The organism is Sphingobium sp. V4, from assembly GCF_029590555.1.
Taxonomy (GTDB): Bacteria; Pseudomonadota; Alphaproteobacteria; order Sphingomonadales; family Sphingomonadaceae; genus Sphingobium.
Genome location: NZ_CP081001.1, coordinates 1,516,123 through 1,539,506 on the forward strand (window position 1 = coordinate 1,516,123; position 23,384 = coordinate 1,539,506).

Consider the following 23,384-nt stretch of genomic DNA (forward strand, 5'->3'; position numbering starts at 1 on the left):
TCCTGCCGCAAGGTGAACGCCGCCGCAATCACCCCTTCATGCGTCGATAGGCGTCAAGCGCGCGCTCCCTTCCCTCCCGATGCCCGATCATCTTGGCGGGATAGGCCGGCGGACGCGCACCGTGTGCATCGGGATCATGGATGACCGCATCGGGGAGGTGGGCCAGTTCGGATACCCATCGCCGGATATAGTTGGCCGCATCGAACTTTTCCGACTGGCTGAGCGGCGCCATGATCCGGGTGAACAGGTTGGCATCGACACCGCTGCCTGCCACCCACTGCCAGTTGACACTGTTGTTGGCATAATCGGCGTCGACCAGCGTATCCCAGAACCAGCGTGCGCCGTGCCGCCAATCGATCAACAGGTGCTTGATGAGGAAGCTGGCGGCGATCATGCGAACGCGATTATGCATCCAGCCCGTCGCCCAGAGCTGCCGCATTCCCGCATCGACGATAGGATAGCCGGTCTGCCCTTTCTGCCAGGCGACGAGATCGGCGTGCGCTTCGGGAAGGCCCCGCCAAGGCAACCGGTCGAAATCGTCGCGGGCATTTTGCGATCCATAGGCGGGGAAGCCGCAAATCTGGACATGGGCATAATCGCGCCAGATCAGTTCCTTGAGGAAGATTGTGGCATCATGACCTGAAGATGCAACGCGGTGCCAGACATAGGCGGGTGACACCTCGCCGAAATGAAGATGGGGCGACAGGCGCGATGTTCCCTCGACAGCGGGAAGATTGCGTGCGTTGGGATAGTCGCGCACCTCTTCAAGAAAATCCGCGACATTCCTGCGCGCGCCCTCCTCTCCGGGGGTCCAGTCCGTGGCAAAACCCGCCGACCAGTCCGGCCTGGTCGGAAGCAGCCCCCACCCATCAAGCGAATCGCTGGCGGGCCAACGGGCCGGGGCTTGTATGCGGTGCGGCGCGGGCGACGGTGCGGCCGGCGGCATATGGTTCATTACCGCGCGGGCGAAAGGCGTGTAGATGCGATAGAGGCCGCCGCCGCCCGTCCTGACCGCGCCGGGCGGCAACAGCAGCCCACCGTCATGCAGGCATAGATCGAGCCTTTTCGCGACCGCTTTCTCGGCGTTCCGCCACCAGGGTTCATGATGACGCAGCGCGTGAACACGCGACGCGCCGACCTCCCGCGCCAACTCTTCCAGTGTTTCCGCGCTTCCGCCCCGACGCAGGAGGAGCCGCGATCCCCTGGCGCGGAGGCTTTCATCGAGCCGGGCGAGGCTGTGATGCAGCCACCAGCGCGATGCGCCGCCTATCGCCCATTGGCGGGGAGCTTCGTCATCGAGGATATAGACCGGAAGGACGGCGCCTTCCGACGCTGCGGCGATCAGTGCGGCTTGGTCGGAGAGACGGAGATCCTGGCGAAACCAGAGCAGAACGACTTGGGTCATGCGTCCGCAATGCGCGCTCGTGCGGCAAGTTCCAGCCGACCAATGGGGCATATCTGCGACGAGACCCGCCGCAAATCGCACGAATCGCGATTCGATCATGGACGTGACGCAGAGCGCCGCTTATCGTGTCACGGTCATTATGCGTCGGCGCTTTCCAGGGGTGGGACCGCGCCGGCAGCCAGAATCAGGGGACGAATGGCTTCGATGCCGAATGATCAGGAACTGGGATACCGACCATGTGTCGGGATCATGCTCGTCAACATGGATGGCAAGATTTTCGTTGGCCAGCGGCTCGATAACGCGGTCGAAGCCTGGCAGATGCCGCAGGGCGGCATTGATGAGGGCGAGGATGTCCGCGCCGCCGCCTTTCGGGAATTGCATGAAGAAACGGGCATCATCCGCGATCATGTGGAAATCATCGCCGCGACGCGCGAGGAGCATTTCTACGACCTGCCGCCGGAACTGATCGGGAAGCTGTGGGGCGGCAAATATCGCGGCCAGCGGCAACATTGGTTTCTGGCCCGCTTTCTGGGCAAGGACAGCGATATCGACATCCAGACCAAGCATCCGGAATTCCGGGACTGGAAATGGGCCGCGCCCGAAACGCTGCCGGAATTGATCGTGTCCTTCAAGCGCAAGCTGTATCGGGATATTTTGCAGGAGTTCAGGGCGCTTATCTGAAGCGGTTGACGCAAAAGGGGCTTAAATTCCGCTGTCGGGCGGCTAAGAAAGGGCCATGCGCGCACCCCTGATCCTGCTGTCTTTCGCCTGCTTCCCCTTCTCGACCGCCGCGGTCGCGGCCGATACTGCTTTGCTGCCGCCGGCCGTGCGGGAGATGCTGGAGGCCGCCATCGCCAACGGCAACGAGACGGAAATCGTGACCGTCGCAAAGATCGCCCGTCAGACCAATCCCGAATCGGCCAACGCGATCCAGCAAATGGTCGCGAGTTGGAAGGAACGGACCAAGGCGACACACGACACGCTGATACGCGAAGCCAGCTTCACCGACCTTTGGACCGGTCGGGTCGCGGCGGGCGGCTTCCGGTCCACCGGGTCGACGAGCGAGTTCGGCATCAGCGTCAATGCGACGGTGTCCCGCACCGGGCTGCAATGGAGCCACAAGCTGACAGCCACCACGGACTATCGTCGCGCCAATGGCGTGACATCGCGCGAACGTTACCTCGGAAGCTATGAGCCGCGCTACGAGTTCGATCCGCGCGGCTTCGCCTATGGCCTGGTACAGTTCGAGCGGGATACGTCGATCGGCTATGATGAACGCTACACGGGGTCGGTCGGCGTCGGATACAAGCTGGTCATGAGCAAGCCGCTCGATCTGTCGGTCGATATCGGTCCGTCAGTCCGTCATGCCAATTATCTGACTGGCGAGCGCGAGACCAAGATGGGCGCGCGCGGTTCGATGGCCATGGCTTGGCGCGCCTCCCCCACTTTGACCTTCAAGCAGACGGCATCGGGCTATGCGGAGAGTGATGTCTACACGCTCAATTCGCTGACTTCGCTGGAAACCAAGGTCGCCACACGCTGGTCGGCGGCGTTGTCCTACAATATCCAGTATGAATCGGAGACGATGCTGTCGGCGCGGGATTTCGACACACTCAGTCGCCTGACCCTGACATATGATTTCTGATCCACGCAATTTTCGTGCGGGGGTGGAGGCACGGGTCGGGCTCTGATAGACCCTTGCCATGACCCTCCTGACTCCAGCGGAATTGAGGATTCTGGACCATGCCGCGGCTGCACCCATGCTGGCGCAGGTGCAGGATTGGGCTGCGGTCAACAGCGGATCGCGCAATCTGGATGGCCTGGCGCGCATGGCGGCGATGCTGGCTGATGCCTTCGCCCGGCTACCCGGCACCGTTCGGCTGGTCGAGCCGACGCCGGTCGATAATGTGGCGCCGGACGGGCGGGTGGAGACGATCCCCCATGGCCGTCACCTGCATGTGGCGGTGCGCGCCGATGCGCCGATACGATTGTTGCTGACGGGCCATATGGACACGGTCTTTCCCGTCGATCATGCCTTTCAGCAGCAACGCTGGCTGGAGCCGGGCATCCTGAATGGTCCGGGCGTTGCCGACATGAAGGGCGGCATTGCCGTGATGCTGGCTGCGCTGATGGCGATCGAAACGTCGGATGCGGTGTCGAGGCTGGGCTATGACATCGTTATCAACAGCGACGAGGAAGTGGGCAGCCCCTCCTCCGCCGCGCTTCTGCGCGAGGTCGCGCGAGGAAAAGTCGCGGCCTTGACCTACGAGCCGGCGCTCCCCGACGGCACGCTGGCCGGCGCGCGGGCCGGCAGCGGCAATTTCTCGATCATCGTCACCGGGCGCAGCGCCCATGCCGGGCGCAACCCGGATGAAGGCCGCAACGCGCTGCTGGCGGCGGCGGACCTCGCCTTGCGGCTCAAGGCCGGCAGCGGCGCTGGATTTTCCTGCAACCCTGCGAAGATCGACGGTGGCGGGCCGAACAATGTCGTGCCCGACCATGCCGTTCTGCGCGTCAATTTCCGTCCCAGTACGCCGGAGGACGAGATCGCTGCACGGACGCTGATCGATACCATGATGACGGCGATCGCGCACGAACATGACGTCAGCCTGCACCTGCATGGCGGCTTTGGCCGTCCGCCCAAGCCGATGGACGGGAAGGCCGAGCGGTTGTTCGGCCTTGTCCGGCAATGCGGCGCGGACCTGGGCCTTGCCATTGGCTGGCGCGATACCGGCGGCGTATGCGACGGCAACAATATCGCTGCCTGCGGCGTGCCGGTGGTGGATACGATGGGTGTGCGCGGCGGCAGCATCCATAGCGAGGCCGAATATCTGCTGACCGACAGCCTGGTCGAGCGCGCGCAATTGTCGGCGTTGACGCTGTGGCGGATCGCGCAGGGAGGATTCCAACCGGGACAAGATATGAAAGAGGGGATGACCGCTTGAGCTTCATCATGCGCATCGCGCGCGCGGACGATCTGCAGACGCTCTATGAAATGGCGAAACTTACCGGAGGCGGCTTCACCAACCTGCCGCCCGACCGCAAGGCGCTGGCCGCCAAGCTGGAACGCACCGAAAAGGCGCTGGCGCGGGCGAATGAGGGCATAGAGGACGAACTGATCGTCATGGTGCTGGAGAATGTGGAGACCGGCCAGGTGCGCGGAACCTGCCAGATTTTCTCCACCGTGGGGCAAAGCTGGCCCTTCTATTCCTATCGCCTGGGCGTGCTGACCCAGCATAGCCGCGAACTGGGCCGCACGTTCCGCGCGCAGATGCTCTCGCTGACCACCGACCTGGAAGGTTCGGTCGAGGTCGGCGGCCTCTTCCTACACCCGCGCGAACGGGCCGAGGGGCTGGGCCTGTTGCTCGCGCGCAGCCGCTATCTCTACATCCGCAATCACCGGGCGCGCTTTGGCGACAGGATCATCGCGGAACTGCGGGGCGTCATCGACGAAGCGGGCGGATCGCCCTTCTGGGACGGGCTTGCCGGTCGCTTCTTCGGCATGAGCTTTCAGGAGGCGGACGAGTTCAACGCCGTCAATGGCAACCAGTTCATCGCCGACCTGATGCCCAAGACGCCGATCTATACCGCGATGCTGACCGACAGCGCCCGCGCGGTCATCGGCCTGCCCCATCCCAATGGCCGCGCGGCGATGCGGATGCTGGAAACCGAAGGATTCGATAATGCCGGTTATGTCGACATTTTCGACGGCGGCCCGACCATGGTGGGACAGATAGACCAGTTGAAGACGATCGCGGCCGCGCGCGATGTCACCCTGTCCACCACGCATGAGAAGGGCGGCGACAAGATGCTGATCGCCACCGGGCGGCTGGCCGATTATCGTTGCACCTGGGGTTTCGTGCAGGAAGGCGCGGACGGCGCGGTGTCGCTGGACGCGGCCAGCGCCGTCCGGCTTGGGCTGGATATTGGCGAGACTTTCACCATGGCGGGACGGGCATGAGCGTTACCGAGATCAATTTCGACGGGCTGATCGGACCAAGCCACAACTATGCGGGGCTGAGCCTGGGAAACCTCGCCTCCGCGCGCAACGCCGGGCAGGTCTCGCAGCCAAGGGCAGCCGCGCTCCAGGGTATCGAGAAGATGCGCGGCAACATCCGGCTTGGGCTGAAGCAGGGCATCTTCCTGCCGCAATGGCGTCCTGACGGCGCCTGGCTTGCGCGGCTGGGAACCGATGTGGGGGACGCGGAGCCCCATATCCGGGCGGCGGCCATGTCGGCCTCCTCCATGTGGGCCGCCAATGCAGCGACCGTGTCGCCCGCCGCCGACGCCGCCGACGGGCGGACGCACCTGACCGTCGCAAACCTGGTGACGATGCCGCATCGCAGCCATGAATGGCCCCAGACGCTGGCGCAGTTGCGCGTCGCCTTTTCCGATGCGCGGGCCTTCGTCGTGCACGACCCGGTACCGCCCCCCTTTGGCGACGAGGGCGCCGCCAATCATATGCGGCTGACCGAGCGGCACGACCTGCCCGGCGTCGAGATATTCGTCTACGGCCAGTCGGGCGGCCCCTTCCCCGCGCGGCAGCATGTCGAGGCGAGTCGGGCAGTCGCGCGACTCCATGGGCTTGCGCCGGCACGCGCATTGTTCGTGCAGCAATCGGAAGAAGCGATCGCGGCCGGCGCCTTCCACAATGACGTGGTCGCCGTGGCCAATGAGCGGGTGCTGTTTACCCATGAACTCGCCTTTGCCGACAAGGCGCTGTTCCATGCACGCTTGCGAGAGGCTCTGCCCTGTGTCGAGATCGTGGAAGTGCCGGCGAGCGCCGTCAGCCTGGCCGACGCGATCAAAAGCTATCTGTTCAATGCACAATTGGTGACGTTGCCCGACGGGGCCATGGCCCTGATCCTGCCGACCGAGGCGCAGGAGACGCCGGCCGTCTGGTCCTGGCTGCAACAGATGGTGGCCGGGAACGGCCCGATCCGGCGTCTGGTCCCGGTCGATGTGCGCCAGTCCATGGCCAATGGCGGCGGCCCCGCCTGCCTGCGCCTGCGAGTCGTCGCCGACCCCGCCAATATCGACCCCCGCTTCCTGGTCGATGAGGCCAAGCTGGACGATATTGCGGGTATAGTGTCCGATTATTGGCCAGAATCGATCGCACCCGACGATTTGGGCGATACTCGGCTGATTGCGCGGATCGAGCAATCATGGTTAGCCCTTGTTGACCATTTGCAGCTTTCAGGCGACCTGGCCCCCTGACCGCGAGGGGCCGGCGCCGGGTGGGACGACCATGGAACGGATCAAGGGCCTCTTCATCATCAAGACCAAGTTCGAAGCGTTCCTGGTCATCTATGCCCTGGCGCTGGGCGCCGCCGAACGCGGGGTCGCCTATATGCAGCAATATCCGGGCACCGGCGGCCAGTTGCTGGCGCTTGCCTGTTCGGGCGCCGTATTCATGGCGGGCGGCATGATCATCGACGCACTGGAATATCGACGCGGCATCTGATCGGTATCGTCGACGCGCTTGCCCTGCCCGCCCGCTGACGGCAGGAGGGGGCCATGGGCGCTATCATGTTGCAGGGAACAGGGTCGGACGTGGGCAAGTCGGTGCTGGTCGCCGGGCTGTGCCGGGCGCTGGTGCGGCGGGGCTATCGGGTCCGCCCGTTCAAGCCGCAGAACATGTCCAACAATGCCGCCGTGACGAGCGACGGGGGCGAGATCGGCCGGGCCCAGGCGTTGCAGGCCATGGCTTGCGGCGTAGCGCCGCACACGGACATGAACCCGGTGCTGCTGAAACCGCAGGCCGACCGGACGTCGCAGCTGATTGTCCATGGACAGGTGCGCGGCGCGTTGGGTTCCGGCAATTTCCGAGCGGCGCGGGGGCAATTGCTGGCCGCGGTGCTGGAAAGCTATGGCCGGATGAAGGCGCAATGCGACATCGTCGTCGTCGAGGGTGCTGGCTCGCCCGCCGAGATCAACCTGCGCGCGGGCGACATCGCCAATATGGGCTTCGCCCGCGCCGCCAATGTCCCGGTCGTGCTGGTGGGTGACATCGATCGGGGTGGCGTGATCGCGGCGGTGGTCGGAACGCGGACGGTGATCGACCCGGAGGACGCCGCGATGATCCGAGGCTTCCTGATCAACAAGTTTCGCGGTGATCCCGCCCTTTTCGAGGATGGTTACGCCCAGATCGAGTCGCTGTCGGGGTGGCGCGGCATGGGCGTGGTGCCGTGGCTGGACGCTGTCTCGCGGCTGCCGAGCGAGGATGCGGTGGTGCTGGAGCAGCGGAGCTTTTCGAGCGAGGCGCCGCTGGTAGTCGCCTGCCCGGTGCTGCCGCGCATTTCCAATTTCGATGATCTCGATCCGCTCAAGCTGGAACCGGCAGTCGACCTACGCATGATCGGACCCGGCCAGCCGATCCCGGCGGAGGCGGCGCTGGTGATCCTGCCCGGTTCCAAGGCGACGATCGCCGACATGAGGGCGCTGGTGAAACAGGGTTGGGACATCGACATTCGGGCGCATCATCGGCGTGGCGGTGCCGTGCTTGGCATTTGCGGCGGCTATCAGATGCTGGGCCGGTCGATCGGCGATCCCGAGGGGCTGGAAGGGCCGCCCGGCTCCGTCGCCGGACTGGGCCTGCTCGACGTGCAGACGGTGCTGAGCGGAACCAAGACATTGAAGGCAGTGCAAGGGCGGGCGCTGGGGGCCGATTTCAGCGGCTATGAGATGCATATGGGGCGGACGGGCGGGCCCGACTGCGCGCAGCCCTTTGCGCTGCTCGACGGGCGGCCGGACGGCGTCCTCAGCCGCGACGGGCGGGTGATGGGCAGCTATGTTCATGGGCTGTTGGCCAGCACCGACCTGCGCGATGCGCTGCTCCAGCGTGTGGGCGGGCGATCGGCGGGCGCGGATCATGACCGATCGGTCGAAGATGCGCTGGATGACATCGCGGTGCGGCTTGAGACCCATGCCGACATCGACGCGATGGTTGCGCTGGCGACGGGCTGAGGGCAAAGAAAAAGGCGGACTTGGCCGCCTCATACCCCTGATTTCTGGAAGAAATGGCGCACCCGGAACGATTCGAACGTCCGACCCTCAGATTCGTAGTCTGATGCTCTATCCAGCTGAGCTACGGGTGCGTTTTTTCTGGCAGGTCGAGCTTGAAGCCTATCCCTGCCGCTTTTCCAAAATGGCGCACCCGGAACGATTCGAACGTCCGACCCTCAGATTCGTAGTCTGATGCTCTATCCAGCTGAGCTACGGGTGCGTTGGAGACGCGCAGATAGAAGCGTCCGGCCAATTGGGCAAGCCCCTTTTTACACTTTTCCTACGGTTAAATCCGGGGCCCGGCCCGGTCGGCAACCTTTGCGGCGCTCCGCCGTTCAGCACGCAGGAAAGGATGCTATCCATGAGCTTCACCATGAACGAACTGGTGCTGTTGCTGATCGCCCTGGCCATCGGCTGGCTGCTGGGCCTGATGATGAGCGGGCGCGGCAAATATCGACGCTATTGGCGGGACGAGCAAGTAGCGCATCGCACCGCGATCAAGGACCGGGACGCCCGGATCGAGGCCGCCAATTTGCGGATCGCCGAGTTGGAACGCCAGTCGGCCGGCCCGATCGGACCCGGCACGGCAACCGCAGTCTCGGGCGCGGTGCATGGGCGCGACGACCTCAGCCGAATCAGGGGCATCAGCCAGGCGCAGGAAGTGGCGCTCAACGAGGCGGGCTATCACCGCTTCGGGCAGATCGCCGCGATCAATGCCGAACAGGAAGCGACGCTGGAGGCGAGGCTGGGCCTGAAGCCGGGCACCATCGCGCACGAGGACTGGCGGGGTCAGGCGGTCGAACTGGAACGGGGCGAAAAGCCCGGATTGTTCAGCCGGCTGACCGGATCGGCCTGAACGAAAAAGGGCGGGAGTTGCCTCCCGCCCTTTCCTTTATTTCTTCGCCAGCGCGGCCTGGGCCGCAGCAAGACGCGCGATCGGCACGCGATAGGGCGAGGCCGATACATAATCGAGGCCGGTCGCTTCGCAGAAGGCGATCGAGGCCGGATCGCCACCATGTTCGCCGCAGATGCCCAGCTTGATGCCGGGACGGCTCGCACGGCCACGTTCGGCCGCCAGTTCGATGAGCTGACCCACGCCCTCCACATCGATACTGACGAACGGATCGCGAGCGAAGATGCCCTTGTCGACATATTGGGTCAGGAAGCGGCCGGCATCGTCACGGCTGATGCCGATCGTCGTCTGCGTCAGATCGTTGGTGCCGAAGGAGAAAAATTCGCCGACTTCGGCGATTTCGCCCGCCTTGAGCGCCGCGCGCGGCAACTCGATCATCGTGCCGACCAGATACTCCACCGAAGCGCCCTGCTCCGTGAACACGTCCTGCGCGACCTTGTCGACGATCGCCTTCATCAGCTCCAGCTCCTTGCGCGTGGCAACGAGCGGGATCATCACTTCGGGGATCGGCGCTTCACCACTGCGCTGCTTGACCAGCAGCGCCGCTTCGAAGATGGCGCGGGCCTGCATCTCGTAGATTTCAGGATAGGTGACGCCCAGGCGGCACCCGCGATGACCCAGCATCGGGTTGAATTCATGCAGTTCTGCGGCGCGACGCTTGAGCGTGTCGACACTGACGCCGGCGCCCTTGGCCACTTCCTCAAACTCGGCTTCACCATGCGGCAGGAATTCGTGCAGCGGCGGATCGAGCAGGCGGATGGTAACCGGCAGGCCGGCCATCACCATGAAGATCTGCGCGAAATCGTCCCGCTGTTCGGGCAGCAGCTTGTCGAGCGCGGCGCGGCGGCCCTTCTCGCTGTCGGCCAGGATCATCTCGCGCACGGCGGTAATGCGCGCGGCGTCGAAGAACATATGCTCGGTGCGGCAAAGGCCCACGCCCTCCGCGCCGAAATCACGCGCGGTCTGGCAGTCGAGCGGGGTTTCGGCGTTGGCGCGGACCTTGAGGCGACGGACCTTGTCGGCCCATTGCATCAGGATGCCGAAGTCGCCGGCCAGTTCGGGCTGCACGGTCGGCACTTCACCCGCCATGACTTCACCGGTGGCGCCGTCGATGGTCAGGATGTCGCCTTCCTTCAGCTCGCGATTGCCGATGCGCAGGATCTTGTTGGCATTATCGATCGACAGGCTGCCCGCGCCCGAGACGCAGGGACGGCCCATGCCGCGCGCGACCACGGCGGCGTGGCTGGTCATGCCGCCGCGTGCGGTCAGGATGCCCTTGGCCGCGTGCATCCCATGAATATCCTCCGGGCTGGTTTCGACGCGGACCAGGATGACGGCATCGCCGAGTTCGTTGCGACGCTCGGCAGTGTCGGCGTCGAACACGATCAGACCGCTGGCCGCGCCCGGCGAGGCGGGCAGACCCTTGGTCAGCACGTCGCGCGGCGCCTTGGGATCGAGGGTCGGGTGGAGCAACTGGTCGAGCGCGGCGGGATCGACGCGGGCGACGGCTTCTTCCTCGGTGATGAGGCCTTCGCTCGCCATTTCGACTGCGATCTTGAGCGCGGCCTTTGCGGTGCGCTTGCCGGACCGGGTCTGGAGCATCCAGAGCTTGCCCTGCTGCACCGTGAACTCGATGTCCTGCATGTCGCGATAATGTTTTTCGAGGATCTCGAACACCCGGGCCAGTTCGGCATAGGTTTCGGGCATCGCCTCTTCCATCGACAGCGGCTTGGCCCCTGCCCGCTCGCGCGCCTGCTTGGTGAGGTACTGCGGCGTGCGGATGCCCGCGACCACGTCCTCGCCCTGGGCGTTGATAAGATATTCGCCATAATAGGCATTTTCACCGGTGGCCGGATCGCGGGTGAAGGCCACGCCCGTCGCCGAGGTGTCGCCCATATTGCCGAACACCATAGCCTGCACATTGACGGCGGTGCCCCAGTCGCCGGGGATCGAGTTCAGGCGGCGATAGACCTTGGCCCGGTCGGCCTGCCACGAGCCGAACACGGCGTTGATGGCGCCCCAAAGCTGGTCATGCACATCCTGCGGGAAGGGCTTGTTCCAGAGCTTGGCGACCAGCGCCTTATATTCACCGACCAGCACCTTCCAGTCGTCGGCGGTCATTTCGGTGTCGAGAGTATAGCCCTGATCTTCCTTGGCGATTTCGAGGGCTTCCTCGAAGGCGCCATGGTCGAGTTCGAGCACCACGTCCGAATACATCTGGATGAAGCGGCGATAGCTGTCCCAGGCGAACCGCTCGTCCCCGGATGCAGCAGCCAGGCCAAGGACGGTTTCGTCGTTGAGGCCGAGGTTGAGGACCGTGTCCATCATGCCGGGCATGGAGATGCGCGCGCCGGAGCGGACCGAGACGAGCAGCGGATCGGCCGCGTCGCCAAAACGCTTGCCGGTGACGGCCTCGATATGGGCAATGCCGGCGGCAACCTGCGCCTTCAGGCTGTCGGGATAGACGCCGCCATCGGTATAATAGCGGGTGCACATTTCGGTCGTGATGGTGAAGCCCGGCGGCACCGGCAGGCCGATCGCGGCCATGCCATCGAGGTTGGCGCCCTTGCCGCCCAGCAAGTTCTTGTCGCCCTTCCCCCCATCATTCACGCCACCGCCAAAACGATAGACATAGCGGGTCGAAGTGCTGCTCATCTGGGCCTCTTCCGTCATAACCATAGTGTCCGGCTCTCCCTGCACTGATTGCCGAGTTTGTGCGTTGCAACAATGTTGTCGCAATTAGCGTCATAATACTTGATGGGATAGGAAATATCCCGCTTAACTTCGAATATTTCCCGTAAATTTTGGAATATCGTTTCGTTATCCCGTAATTTTCGAAAAGTCTGCCACATTGTGCACTGCATCACGAACCCGCGCCAGCAGCGCGAGGCGAGTCGTGCGTTTGGCCGGATCGGCGTCATTCACGGTGACGCTGTCGAAAAAGGCGTCGATCGGCGCGCGGAGAGTCGCGAGCGCGGCCATGGCGCCCTCGAAATCTTCCGCCGCCACAGCCTGCGCCGCCCGCGGTTCCGCCGCATCAAGTGCCGCGATCAGATCAGCTTCCGCTTTTTCCGGTTCGTAGGAAAGGGAAATTGCTTCCGCCCTTTCAACGCCTTCCTTCTTGAGGATGTTGGCGGCGCGCTTGTAGCCGGCGAGCAGGTTCGCGCCGTCGTCGGTCGCAACGAACGACTGGAGCGCCTTCACGCGGGCAAGCAGGCGAACAAGGTCGTCCTCGCCACCCAGCGCGAACACTGCGTCGATCAGGTCGTGACGGACGCCGGCTTCCTTCTGCTGGACCTTAAGGCGGTCAATGAAGAAAGACGCCAAATCTTGCTCAGTCTTACTAAAGAAGATGATTTCAAATTTCGCTTGGTCATCATCTGCCGCCGCCAGCAATGCGCGCTCCAAACGGAAACTAAGCTTGTTCTGCAAAATCAACGAAATAACTGCGATAGCAGCCCTACGCAGCGCGAACGGATCCTTCGACCCCGTCGGCGGCATCTTTTCAATAAAGAAGCTCGCCAAAGTGTCCAGCTTGTCCGCCAGTGACACCGCCACCGTAACCGGCGCGGTAGGCACGTCATCGCCCTGCCCGACCGGCTTGTAATGGTCGCGAATGGCGTCGGCGACTGCATCGGGCAGGCCTTCGGCGCGGGCGTAATAGCCGCCCATCACGCCCTGCAATTCGGGGAACTCGCCGACCATTTCGGTGACGAGATCAGCCTTGGCGAGGCGGGCGGCATGTTCGGCCTGGTCCGCGTCGGCGCCCTTGACGATCCCATCTTCCACCAGCCAGCGGGCGAGCTTCGCGACGCGCTCGACCTTGTCGGCGACGGTGCCCAGTTTCTCGTGGAAGGTGATGCGCTCCAGCTTCTGCGCGTGGTCCGCGAGGCTGGTCTTGCGATCCTGCTCCCAGAAGAAGCGGGCATCGCTCAAACGCGCGGCCAGCACCTTGCGGTTGCCCGCGATGATCGCCGCACCGCCATCCTTCGCCTCAATATTGGCGGTGCAGATGAAGGCGGGCGCCAGCTTGCCTGCCGAATCGCGCAGCACGAAATATTTCTGGTTGATGCGCAGCGTCAGCTGAATGACTTCGGGCGGCACCTCCAGGAAGGCCGGGTCGAAATCGCCGAGCAGCGGCACCGGCCATTCGGTCAGGCCCGCATTTTCCGCGACCAGCCCCTTGTCCTCGATCACGCTGTAGCCATGGGCGGCGGCGGCCTGCGCGGCCTTCGCCTCTATGATCGCCTGGCGCTCCTGATGGCTGGCGATGACATGGCAGGCGCGCAGCTTTTCGACATAGTCGTGCGCGCTGCCGATGGTAATCTCACCGGGATGATGGAAACGGTGGCCGAGCGTGGCATAGCCCGACCGAATGCCCTCGATCTCGATGTCGACCAGGTCTTCGCCCAGAATCGCGACGATGCCCTGCAACGGACGGACCCAACGCAGGCTCTCGGTCGTCTGGCTGGCGACGCCCCAGCGCATCGATTTGGGCCAGGGAAAGGCGCGGATGACGGCTGGCACGGCTTCGGCCAGCACCTGCGCGGTGGCGCGGCCGGGCTTGTTCACGACAGCGAACCAGACACCTTCGCGATCTTCGAGCTGGTCCTGCGTCAGGCCGGTCTTGCGCAGGAAGCCTTCGAGCGCCTGCGCCGGGGCGCTGGTGCGCGGCCCCTTGAATTCTTCGCTGACCGCCGCGGTTTCGAGCGGCAGGTCGCGGGCGATGAGCGCGAGGCGACGGGGGGTGACGAAGCTGTCGATCACGGCGGGTTTGAGGCCTGCCTTCGCCAGTTCCTCAGTGAAGAGGCGGGCGAGGTCGTCTGACGCCTTCAACTGCATTCGCGCCGGGATTTCCTCGCAGCGCAGTTCGAGGAGGAAGTCAGTCATCACGCCGTCCACCCGTTCACTTCCATCCACTTTTCGCAGCTGCCCTTGGCGAGGTCGCGGACGCGGCCGATATAGCTGGCGCGTTCCTGCACCGAGATGACGCCGCGCGCCTGGAGCAGGTTGAACACATGACTCGCCTTGATCGCCTGGTCATAGGCGGCGAGCGGAACCCCGGCTTCCAGCGAAGCCTTGCACTCCGCCTCGGCGTCCTTGAACCAGCGGAACAGCTTTTCGGTGTCGGCGATTTCGAAATTCCATTTCGACATCTGCTGCTCGTTCGCCAGGAACACGTCGCCATAGGTGACGCCCGCGTCATTGAATTTCAGGTCGTAGACACTGTCGACGCCCTGAATATACATGGCGAGACGCTCCAGCCCGTAGGTCAGTTCGCCTGCGACCGGCTTGCAGTCAAAGCCGCCCATCTGCTGGAAATAGGTGAACTGGGTGACTTCCATGCCGTCGCACCAGACTTCCCAGCCAAGCCCCCAGGCGCCGAGCGTCGGGCTTTCCCAGTCATCCTCGACAAAGCGGATGTCATGGACCAGCGGGTCGATGCCGATCTCCACCAGCGATCCCAGATAGAGTTCCTGGAGGTTCGCCGGGCTGGGCTTCATGATGACCTGATACTGGTAATAATGCTGGAGCCGGTTGGGGTTTTCGCCATAGCGGCCGTCGGTCGGGCGGCGGCTGGGCTGCACATAGGCGGCGTTCCAGGCGTTGGGACCAAGGCTGCGCAACGTCGTCGCCGGGTGGAAGGTGCCCGCGCCGACTTCCATGTCATAGGGTTGGAGGATGACACAGCCCTGTTTCCCCCAATAGGCATGGAGGGTCAGGATCAGGTCCTGGAAGGAAAGCGCTTTGCCTTCGGCCACGGATGGTCCCTGTCAAAATAGCGTTTTTACGTGTCGCGCGCCTTGGCGCATGGGGCCGACAGGGTCAAGGAAAAGCGGCGGCAAACAGGGTTAAGCCGCTTGCCCTTCGCGCGCGCGCTGCGCATGGAGGAAGGCATGACGATCTTCTCCGCCTTGCTGCGTGGCCTGAGCGCCGCGCTGCTGCTGGTCGGCGGCGTGGCGCAAGCCCGCCCGGCCGCGACCGCCACCCCTGCCCTGTGGCAGGTGAGCGATGCCGACACGACCATCTATCTGTTCGGGACCGTCCATGTGATGAAGCCGGGCATCGACTGGTTCAACGGCCCGGTGAAAAGCGCTTTCGACCGGTCCGACCTGCTGGTGCTGGAGATCATCGAGCCAGACAATCCCAACGAACTGGGTGCGACCATGGGCGGCATGGCGCTGGCGAAGGACGGGGTGAAGCTGTCCGACCGGCTGAGCGGCGAAGCGCGGGCCAGATACCAGGCGGCGATGGAATCAAGCGGCCTGCCCTGGCGGACATTCGACCTGTTCAATCCCTGGATGGCAGGCATGGCGCTGTCGGTCGCGCCGCTGGCGCGCCTGGGCTACAAGAATGACCTGGGCGCAGAGAAGATATTGCGTGGCGCGGCGCAGGCGGCGGGCAAGCCGGTCGATGCGCTGGAGACGGTGGAGCAGCAGGTCGGCTTCTTCGCCGGCCTGCCGATGGTCCAGCAGGTCCAGTTCCTGAACGCGACGGTGGACGGCCTGCCGGAGATGGAGAAGGAATTTGGCGACCTGCTGACCTACTGGCAGTCGGGCCAGCCCGACAAGCTGGCGAAATCGATGAACGAGTCGCTGGAAGCCACGCCGGAACTGGCGCAGGTGCTGCTGATCGGGCGCAATGCCAATTGGGCGAAGTGGATCAAGGCGCGGCTGGAGCAGCCGGGCATAACGTTCGTCGCCGTCGGCGCGGGTCATCTGGCGGGCAAGGGCAGCGTGCAGGACCAGCTGAAGGCACTGGGCGTCGCCTCGCACCGGGTGAAGGATTGAGATGATGCGGCTCGTCACCCGTTTCCTTGCGCTCTGCGCCCTCACCCTGGTCGTGGCCTGCGACAAGGCGCCCGAGCCGCCGCCGGTACGGGGCGGCCCGGCGCTGTGGCAGGTGCAGCGCGGCGCGCTGACAGGCTGGCTGTTCGGCACGATCCACGTCCTGCCCAAGGGTGTCGCCTGGGACACGCCTGCGATCAGGGAGGCCATGGAGCGGGCCGACCGGCTGGTGCTGGAAGCGGCGGACTTGCAGGACGAGCAGAAGACGCTGGCCCTGTTCGAGCAGATGGGACGCAGCCCCAACCTGCCACCGCTGGAAGCGCGCGTGCCGGAGGGCGAAAAGGCGCCGCTGTTGAAGGCGATCGGCGATGGCGGGACCAGTTCGCAACTCCTGTCCGGCTATGAAAGCTGGGCGGCGGCGATGCTGCTGTCGGCCGCCAGTCAGCAGGGGCTGGGCGTCAGCCAGGATGACGGAGTGGAGCCGGTCCTGATCGCGACCTTCAAGAAGGCCGGCAAGCCGATCGAAGGGCTGGAGACGGTGGAGCGGCAGTTCGGCGCATTCGATACGCTGCCCGAGCCGGCGCAGGCCGGGCTGCTGGTGCAGACCGTGCATGAAGCCAAGGACATGAAGGCACTGTACGACCGCATCCTTACCGCCTGGACGAAGGGCGACATGGACGCGATCGCCAGGGAGGATCAGATCGGCGAACAGCCCGACCCGGTGGTCGAGGAAGCCATATTGGTCGCCCGGAACCGCGATTGGGTGAAGGCGATCGAGCCAATGAAGGGTCGCCCGTTCATCGCCGTGGGCGCGGGGCATTTGACCGGACGGGAAAATCTGATCGATCTGCTCAAGGCCAGGGGGTTCACGGTCACGCGAGTGCAGTGACGCCTCGCCTCCACGCCCGGCCCAAAACGAACGGACGTCGTGAACAGCAGCACCCTTGCCTTTCGGCCCTATTCTGCTAAAGGGCCGCCTTCCCGCGATGGTCATCCCTGGAGGCGTGGCGGGAAAATGTACAATCAAGCTTTTGGAGACACGCAATGAGCGAGCAGCTTACGCTGTCGGCCGAGGCACGCGATCGGGCAGGCAAGGGAGCCTCCCGCGCTCTCCGCCGCGAGGGCCGCGTACCCGCCGTCATCTACGGTAACAATGAAGAACCCCTGTCGATCCACGTCGAGGAAAAGCTCCTCAACAAGCAGCTCGGCACCGGCCACTTCTTCAATTCGGTCATCATGGTCGAAGTCGGCGGCAAGACCGTCCGCACGCTCGCCAAGGACGTGGCGTTCCACCCCGTCTCCGACCGTCCGCTGCACGCCGACTTCCTGCGCGTTTCGGAACATGCCTCGGTCCACGTCAACGTGCCGGTGCGCTTCGAGAATGAAGACGCCTCGCCGGGCCTGAAGAAGGGCGGCGTTCTGAACGTCGTCCGTCACGACATCGAACTGATCGTCGACGCCGCCAAGATTCCCGAAGACGTCGTTGTCGATCTCTCGGGCTTCGAAGTGGGCGATTCGATCCATATCAGCGCGGTGACGCTGCCCAAGGGCGCGAAGACCGCGATCGACGATCGCGACTTCACGATCGCCACCATCGTTGCTCCCTCTTCGCTGAAGAGCGCCGAAGGCGACACGACCAAGGAAGCCGAAGCCGAATAAGGCTTTTGCGACCGCAAGGTTTCTGCTCAACCCCGTTCGGGCTGGGCCTGTCGAATTCTGGCGCGCGCGCCCATCGACAGGCTCAGGGCGAACGGGGTTTTGCCTGTTTGGAGTAGCGACATGCAGATCTGGGCGGGCCTCGGCAATCCGGGGGCGCAATATGCGATGCACCGGCACAATGTCGGCTTCATGGTCGCCGACCTGATCGCGGACATGTATCGCTTCTCCCCACCGAAGAAGCAGTTTCAGGGCTGGGTGCAGGAAGGGCGGATCGGACCGGAGAAGATCCTGCTGATCAAGCCCGCCACCTTCATGAACGAAAGCGGCCGGTCGATCGGCGAGGCGATGCGCTTCTACAAGCTGACGCCGCAGGATGTGACGGTGTTCCACGACGAACTCGACCTGGCGCCGATGAAGGTCAAGATAAAGCGCGGCGGCGGCAATGCCGGGCATAATGGACTGCGGTCGACCGATGCCCATATCGGCGCCGAGTTTCGCCGGGTCCGAATCGGCATCGGCCATCCGGGTCACAAGGACAAGGTCCATGGCTATGTGCTGGGCAATTACGCCAAGAGCGAGATGGACGCGCTGGCCGACATGCTGGGCGCGATCGGCGCCGAGGCGGAGTGGCTCGCCAAGGGCGACGATGTCCGCTTCATGAGCGAGGTCGCGCTGCGACTGGCATAGAAAAGGCGCCCGGCGGAACCGGGCGCGGGCAACGTCTGGTCATTTCGTAACAAGACCATCAACTTGGCCGTCAGTAGCCTATTCCCGGAACGCCGTCTCGCTCAAATGGGTCAGCGGTGTCAGGATATAGGCCAGGATCGATCGCTTGTCGCCGAGCAGGTTGACGTCCGCTCCCATGCCAGGCCCGATTGCGAGCCTCCGCCCCGCATCATCGGTGATCGCATCGCTGGCCGTGCGGACCCGGACGAGATAATGGCTGTCCCCTGTCCGCTCGTTCACTACCGCGTCCGGCGAGATGGCGACGACGCTCCCCTCCATCGAACCATAGATGGCGCTGTCATAGGCGGAAATATGCACCTTCGCCTTCTGCCCCAATCGGACCGAGGCGATGTCCTTGGCGGCGACGGCGGCTTCGATCAGCAGGCTGTCGCGCCCAGGCACCATTTCCAGCAGCGGGTCGCCGGGTCGAACACTGCCGCCGACCGTGGTGACGAAGACCCGGTTGATCCGTCCATCGACCGGCGCGCGGACCACAGTCCGGGTGAGCTTATATTCATAGGCGGGCATTGCCGCCTGACGCACCGACATGTCGGCGCGCGCGGCGGTCAGTTCATCGGCGGCGCGCGACAGCCAGTCGCGCTTCTGCTGCTGCGCGCTTGCCTGCGCCTCGGTCAGGACCGAGCGCGCGCGCCCGACCGCCGCCGCAGCGCCCGCCGCTTCGCTGCTCGACACGGCAAAGCTGTTCTGCGCCTGAAGCAAGGAACGGCGCGGCTCGATCCCTTCCTGCACCAGTGGCCGAAGGAGGTTGAGATCGGCGCGCGCCGTTTCGCGGGCGGAAATGCGTGCCTCTTCGGTAGCGCTCGCCTCCGTGATGGCGCGCCGGGCCTGGGCCACCCGCGCGGCCGCGACGTTGCCGAGACTGGCCAGTTCGGCCATGCGCGATCGGTGGAGGCTCTGCTCCGCCGCAATCTGGCTGGCCATCAGCGGATTGCGCGGCTGCGGAAAGACCGGGGAGCGCCCGGCGATCTCGGCTTCCAGCCGGATGATCTTGGACTGGAGCGCATCGCTGCTCGCGCGGTTGCTTTCCAGTTCAGCGCCGGGCTGAACCGGGCTGAGCCGAACCAGCGGCGCTCCGCGCTTCACATCCTGCCCGGTGCGGACCAGGATCGATTCGATCACACCGCCCTCCAGGTTGGAGATGACTTGCAATTGTGAGCTGGGAATCACCTTGCCGATAGCGCGGACGGTGCGGTCGATCTCCGTCAGCCAGGCCCAGATCAGGAAGATCAGGAAGAAAGCGGCGATGACCCAGAGAATGATGTTGGCCGGCACGCGCGGCTTGATGGTCGTCGCGGGCGGCTGGAAAGGCAGTTCGGCGCTCATGCGGCCTTCCCCCTGGCAAGGCGCTGCAACACCGCGTCGCGCGGACCATCGGCGACGATCTTGCCCCGGTCGAGCACGACAATCCGGTCGACCATGGACAGCAGCGACGTGCGATGGGTGATGAGCAGAAGGGTGCGTCCGGCAACTTCGGGCTGTAGGCGAGATATGAGGTCGGCTTCGGTCTGCGCGTCCATCGAACTGCTCGGCTCGTCGAAGATAAGGATGGGCGGTCGCCCCGCGATGGCGCGCGCGATGGCGATCGACTGGCGTTGGCCGCCCGACAGGCCATCGCCGCGATCGGCGAGACGCAGGTCATAGCCATTGGCGATCTGTCCCATGAAACGATGCGTGCCGCTGATTTCCGCCGCGCGAATCATCTCCTCCTGCTCGACCCCCGGCCGGTCGAGGCAGATATTCTGCCGCACCGAGCCGGCGATAAGAACATTGTCCTGCATTCCTGCGCCGATCAGCTTGCGCAATTCGGCCGGGTCATATTGGCGCAGGTCGACGCCGTCGATCAGCACGACCCCCTCTTCAGGTTCGTAAAGTCCCAGCACCAGCCGCGCGAGGGTGGACTTGCCCGATCCCACGCGACCCAGGAAGCCGACCCTTTCCCCCGGCCTGATCGCGAGGCTGACGCCGTCCAGCGCCTTTTCCGGCGCGCCGGGATAGCGGAAGGAGACGTTGCGCAGTTCAATCGCGCCCTCCAGCCGGGCCGGATGCAGTGCATCGCCTTGCGGCCCCTCGGTCGGGGTTTCCATCAGCGCGTTGATCTGGCGATAGGCGACGCGTGTTGCGGAAAGGCGCGACAGCAAGGTTGCGATCTGGGCCAGCGGGGCAAGCGCCCGGCCACACAGGATCGAACAGGCGAGCAACGCGCCGGTCGTGACCTCATGATTGCGCAATAGTCCCACGCCGACGATGATGATGCCGCAATAGGCGATGGTCGATGCGCTGTTGGCGACCGTCATGGGGATGGCGGCGGCCAGCCGCTGGCCCAGAGAGCTTTCCGAATGGCTGACAAGCGCGGCCTGCCAGCGACGGCTGAGCATCGGGCCGGCGCCGATCGCCTTCACCGTCTCCAGGCTGCCGATCGCCTCGATCAGCACCGATTGCTTGACCAAGCCGTCGCCCAGGCTGCGGGCCGACAGCCGGTCGAGCGCCGGCGTGGTCAGCAAGCCTGCGCCGATCACTACCGGGATCATCGCCATCGGCAGCAACACCAGCACACCGCCCAGCCACGCGATGACCGCAAGCGTCACGATGATGAAAGGAACGTCGATGATGGCCGTCAGCGTCACCGACGCGAAGAAATCGCGCAATGTTTCCAGTTCACGCATCAGGCCGGTCAAGGTGCCGGTCGAACCGCGTCGCTGGTCCAGCCGGAGCGCCAGCAGCCGGCCGAACAGCGTCTCCCCGACGTCATGGTCGATATTGGCGCCGGCGATATCGACGAAATAGACGCGCAGCAGCCGCAGCACGAAGTCGAAGACGAGGACGAAGACGAGGCCGATGCTCAGCCCGATCAGCGAGGAGGAGCCGTCATTGGGAACGATGCGGTCATAGACGGTCATGGTGAAGAGCGAAGATACCAGCGCGAAGATGTTGATGAGGGCGGCGGCGACCGCGACCTTCATGTAAATCGCCTTGTTGCGAAGCATCGGCTCGATCAGCCAAGGGGCGAAACGCGGTTTGGCAGCGGCGAGCAACGGCTCTTGGATCATGGCGTGGGGTTCCCGTCATTGCGACCGTCGGCCGAATCGACCCGGATCGACAGATCGTCGAGCAGCCGCCCGGTCCGACCGCGCAGGATGAAGCGCGACAGGTCGCGCTCCGCCAGCGTCTGGACATAGGTCGCGATGGAATAGAAATAATTGTCTTCGGACGTGATGAGATCGAAAAGGGTGCCGCCCGAGGTTTCGAACCGGGTGGCATAAACGTCGCGATTGGTGCGGCTGGCAAGATAGGCCGCCTCTGCCGCCGCAAGCTGCGCTTCAAGTCCATGCACATCCGCCCAGGCCATTTCGGCGTCGCGCAGCGCTTCGCGACGTATGCGCGCGGCATAGGCCTCCGCCGCGTCGGCCCGCGCCGTCGCCTGATCGGCGCGCGCGTTGATCCCGGCGCCGATCTGCGCGCGCAGGATGAGGCGGCCGCGCACGTCATAGTCGCCCGAGTTTTCGAACACGCCATAACGCCCCGCATCCACGCCCGCCGCTACGGTCGGCAGGCGCTCGGCGCGAACGGCACGCGCATCCTGCCGGGCGGCGCGCGCTTCCGCGTCGGCCTTCTGCACGGCCGGCGCACGCAGAACCAGCGCCTCCAGCGCCTCACGCCCCTGCACGTCGTCGGGTAACGAGACGCGGCGGATCCATTCGGGCGCATCATGTCCTGCGAGCGCGCGATATTGCGCCTCCGCGCTGGCCCGGTCCCGGCGGAAGCTGGCGAGCCGGGTCTGAATCGTCGCGATGGAGCTGTCGATCCGCGGCAGGTCGCCCCTGGCCGAAAAACCCTGAGCGATGCGCCGCTCCACCGCGGCGCGCAATTCGGTCTGACGCTGGGCATATTCCAGCGCCGCCTGCTCCATCAGCCGTTGCGCGAGAATGGAGTACCAGGCGGTGACGAGCCGAAGCGCGACATCCGTGCCATAGCCCAGGGTCGTGGTCCGCGCCGCCTCGACCCGCGCATTGCCGGCATTGATACGACTGGAGGTGGCGCCGAAATCGAGCAGCCGCTGGCGGACGGATGCCGACGCGTCGGTTCGCCCCTCCGGCCGGGAGCGTTCGATTATGTTGCCCGGATCATTCGAGAAATTGCGTGCGAAAGACCGGTTCGCGTCGACCGTCAGGTCGAGCGACGGGAAAAGTGCCGAGCGAGCCTGCATCCGTGCTGCCTCCGCCTCCCGCTCCCCTGCGCGGGCTTCGTCAAGTACCGCGTTGGTTTCCACCGCGGATTGCACCTCGTCGCGCAACGGTCCGATCGGGCCGACCTGGCGCGCAAGGTCGAGCAGCGGGTCGGAGCGGACGGGACGGGAAAAGGGTTCGGAATTGGGCGGTAACAGCAGATTTTGCTGTGCCTGCGCCGTGCCGGACGAGATCAACGACCATGACGCCACCAGGATGGCTGCGGCCGGCATCCATCGAGCGCGTAAGGCCAGCCTTCCCCAAGGCTGCGTTTCCATCGACAAAAGCCTGACATCCCAAAACCACGCGCATTTCGTTCCCCCACATGATCTTCCTGTTCCGGAAATTCATCATGCGCGAGCGCGGCCCGATCGATAATGCCCGAGATGACCGGCGCGCGCAACGCGCCTCACCCTGTTGGGCGGCCTAATAGCACGCTACGTCGGGAATTGGGGAATAGGCCGAGGGGAGCGGCGACACTCAGGCCGTTTCCGTCAAAGGATGGTGCGGGTGGTCGGGCTCGAACCGACACTCCTTTCGGAACCGGATTTTGAGTCCGGCGCGTCTACCAATTTCACCACACCCGCACGGCTGGTGCCGCCAGATGGCAAAATCCGCCGCGGGCGTCCAGCCGAAAATCGGAT

General features: G+C 64.6%; 19 protein-coding genes and 3 tRNA genes. 12 read left to right on the forward strand and 10 right to left on the reverse strand.

Annotated features, from left to right (window positions below):
- Positions 1–28: 28 nt before the first annotated feature.
- Positions 29–1,405, reverse strand: a complete 1,377-nt coding sequence (locus K3M67_RS07675) for a cryptochrome/photolyase family protein (protein WP_285832826.1) — start codon at positions 1,403–1,405, stop codon at positions 29–31.
- 195 nt (positions 1,406–1,600) lie between these two features.
- On the opposite strand from K3M67_RS07675, the gene K3M67_RS07680 reads away from it, so the two are divergent.
- The 7 genes from K3M67_RS07680 to K3M67_RS07710 are packed head-to-tail and all read left to right on the forward strand — an operon-like array spanning position 1,601 to position 8,371.
- A complete protein-coding gene (locus tag K3M67_RS07680) occupies positions 1,601–2,086 on the forward strand; it encodes an RNA pyrophosphohydrolase (RefSeq protein ID WP_066859326.1) in 486 nt (161 codons plus the stop codon).
- A 55-nt stretch (positions 2,087–2,141) separates the two neighbouring features.
- Complete coding sequence (locus K3M67_RS07685; protein ID WP_066859325.1) at positions 2,142–3,050, forward strand: DUF481 domain-containing protein; 909 nt, start codon at positions 2,142–2,144, stop codon at positions 3,048–3,050.
- A gap of 58 nt (positions 3,051–3,108) precedes the next feature.
- Positions 3,109–4,350, forward strand: a complete 1,242-nt coding sequence (locus K3M67_RS07690; RefSeq protein WP_285832827.1) for a hydrolase — start codon at positions 3,109–3,111, stop codon at positions 4,348–4,350.
- Entirely contained in the window at positions 4,347–5,366 is a 1,020-nt protein-coding gene (locus K3M67_RS07695; RefSeq protein WP_066859323.1) for an arginine N-succinyltransferase, read from the forward strand. Before K3M67_RS07690 ends, K3M67_RS07695 begins: the two co-directional genes overlap by 4 nt.
- Positions 5,363–6,622, forward strand: a complete 1,260-nt coding sequence (locus K3M67_RS07700; protein ID WP_285832828.1) for an N-succinylarginine dihydrolase — start codon at positions 5,363–5,365, stop codon at positions 6,620–6,622. Before K3M67_RS07695 ends, K3M67_RS07700 begins: the two co-directional genes overlap by 4 nt.
- A 31-nt stretch (positions 6,623–6,653) precedes the next feature.
- The gene (locus K3M67_RS07705) at positions 6,654–6,869 is read left to right on the forward strand and encodes a hypothetical protein (RefSeq protein ID WP_066859321.1); all 216 of its coding nucleotides are present in this window, start codon (positions 6,654–6,656) and stop codon (positions 6,867–6,869) included.
- A 53-nt stretch (positions 6,870–6,922) separates the two neighbouring features.
- Positions 6,923–8,371: a cobyric acid synthase gene (locus K3M67_RS07710; protein WP_066859320.1), complete on the forward strand. Its 1,449-nt coding sequence runs from the start codon at positions 6,923–6,925 to the stop codon at positions 8,369–8,371.
- 54 nt (positions 8,372–8,425) lie between these two features.
- On the opposite strand, the gene K3M67_RS07715 is transcribed toward K3M67_RS07710, so the two are convergent.
- Positions 8,426–8,502 (reverse strand) — tRNA-Arg (locus K3M67_RS07715).
- Between the two features lie 51 nt (positions 8,503–8,553).
- Positions 8,554–8,630: transfer RNA gene (locus tag K3M67_RS07720), tRNA-Arg, on the reverse strand.
- Between the two features lie 141 nt (positions 8,631–8,771).
- Between K3M67_RS07720 and K3M67_RS07725 the strand changes: the two genes are divergently transcribed.
- A complete protein-coding gene (locus K3M67_RS07725; RefSeq protein ID WP_285832829.1) occupies positions 8,772–9,266 on the forward strand; it encodes a helix-hairpin-helix domain-containing protein in 495 nt (164 codons plus the stop codon).
- Positions 9,267–9,302: 36 nt separating this feature from the next.
- Here the strand turns inward: K3M67_RS07725 and ppdK are convergent, their stop codons facing one another.
- The 3 genes from ppdK to K3M67_RS07740 all read right to left on the reverse strand — a co-directional run bounded on the left by ppdK (position 9,303) and on the right by K3M67_RS07740 (position 15,085).
- Entirely contained in the window at positions 9,303–12,002 is a 2,700-nt protein-coding gene (gene ppdK, locus K3M67_RS07730) for a pyruvate, phosphate dikinase (RefSeq protein WP_285832830.1), read from the reverse strand.
- Positions 12,003–12,143: 141 nt separating this feature from the next.
- Positions 12,144–14,213, reverse strand: a complete 2,070-nt coding sequence (gene glyS, locus K3M67_RS07735; protein WP_285832831.1) for a glycine--tRNA ligase subunit beta — start codon at positions 14,211–14,213, stop codon at positions 12,144–12,146.
- Positions 14,213–15,085 (reverse strand): glycine--tRNA ligase subunit alpha, encoded by an 873-nt coding sequence (locus K3M67_RS07740; protein WP_066859317.1) that lies wholly within the window; start codon positions 15,083–15,085, stop codon positions 14,213–14,215. The genes glyS and K3M67_RS07740 overlap by 1 nt, the downstream gene beginning before the upstream one ends.
- Before the next feature lie 135 nt (positions 15,086–15,220).
- On the opposite strand from K3M67_RS07740, the gene K3M67_RS07745 reads away from it, so the two are divergent.
- The 4 genes from K3M67_RS07745 (at position 15,221) to pth (ending at position 18,457) form a co-directional block, all read left to right on the forward strand.
- On the forward strand, positions 15,221–16,114 hold the full coding sequence (locus K3M67_RS07745) for a TraB/GumN family protein (protein WP_285832832.1): 894 nt from the start codon (positions 15,221–15,223) through the stop codon (positions 16,112–16,114).
- A gap of 4 nt (positions 16,115–16,118) precedes the next feature.
- A complete protein-coding gene (locus K3M67_RS07750; RefSeq protein ID WP_502958901.1) occupies positions 16,119–17,000 on the forward strand; it encodes a TraB/GumN family protein in 882 nt (293 codons plus the stop codon).
- 155 nt (positions 17,001–17,155) lie between these two features.
- Entirely contained in the window at positions 17,156–17,770 is a 615-nt protein-coding gene (locus tag K3M67_RS07755; RefSeq protein WP_066859315.1) for a 50S ribosomal protein L25/general stress protein Ctc, read from the forward strand.
- A 120-nt stretch (positions 17,771–17,890) separates the two neighbouring features.
- On the forward strand, positions 17,891–18,457 hold the full coding sequence (gene pth, locus K3M67_RS07760; protein WP_285832834.1) for an aminoacyl-tRNA hydrolase: 567 nt from the start codon (positions 17,891–17,893) through the stop codon (positions 18,455–18,457).
- A 78-nt stretch (positions 18,458–18,535) separates the two neighbouring features.
- Here pth and K3M67_RS07765 read toward each other — a convergent pair whose 3' ends face one another.
- The 4 genes from K3M67_RS07765 to K3M67_RS07780 form a co-directional block, all read right to left on the reverse strand.
- Positions 18,536–19,840, reverse strand: coding sequence for an HlyD family type I secretion periplasmic adaptor subunit (locus K3M67_RS07765; protein ID WP_285832835.1), 1,305 nt, complete (start codon positions 19,838–19,840; stop codon positions 18,536–18,538).
- Positions 19,837–21,564, reverse strand: coding sequence for a type I secretion system permease/ATPase (locus tag K3M67_RS07770; RefSeq protein ID WP_285832836.1), 1,728 nt, complete (start codon positions 21,562–21,564; stop codon positions 19,837–19,839). The genes K3M67_RS07765 and K3M67_RS07770 overlap by 4 nt, the downstream gene beginning before the upstream one ends.
- Positions 21,561–22,973 (reverse strand): TolC family protein, encoded by a 1,413-nt coding sequence (locus K3M67_RS07775; RefSeq protein WP_285832837.1) that lies wholly within the window; start codon positions 22,971–22,973, stop codon positions 21,561–21,563. The genes K3M67_RS07770 and K3M67_RS07775 overlap by 4 nt, the downstream gene beginning before the upstream one ends.
- Positions 22,974–23,242: 269 nt before the next feature.
- Positions 23,243–23,327 (reverse strand) — tRNA-Leu (locus K3M67_RS07780).
- Between the last annotated feature and the right edge of the window lie 57 nt (positions 23,328–23,384).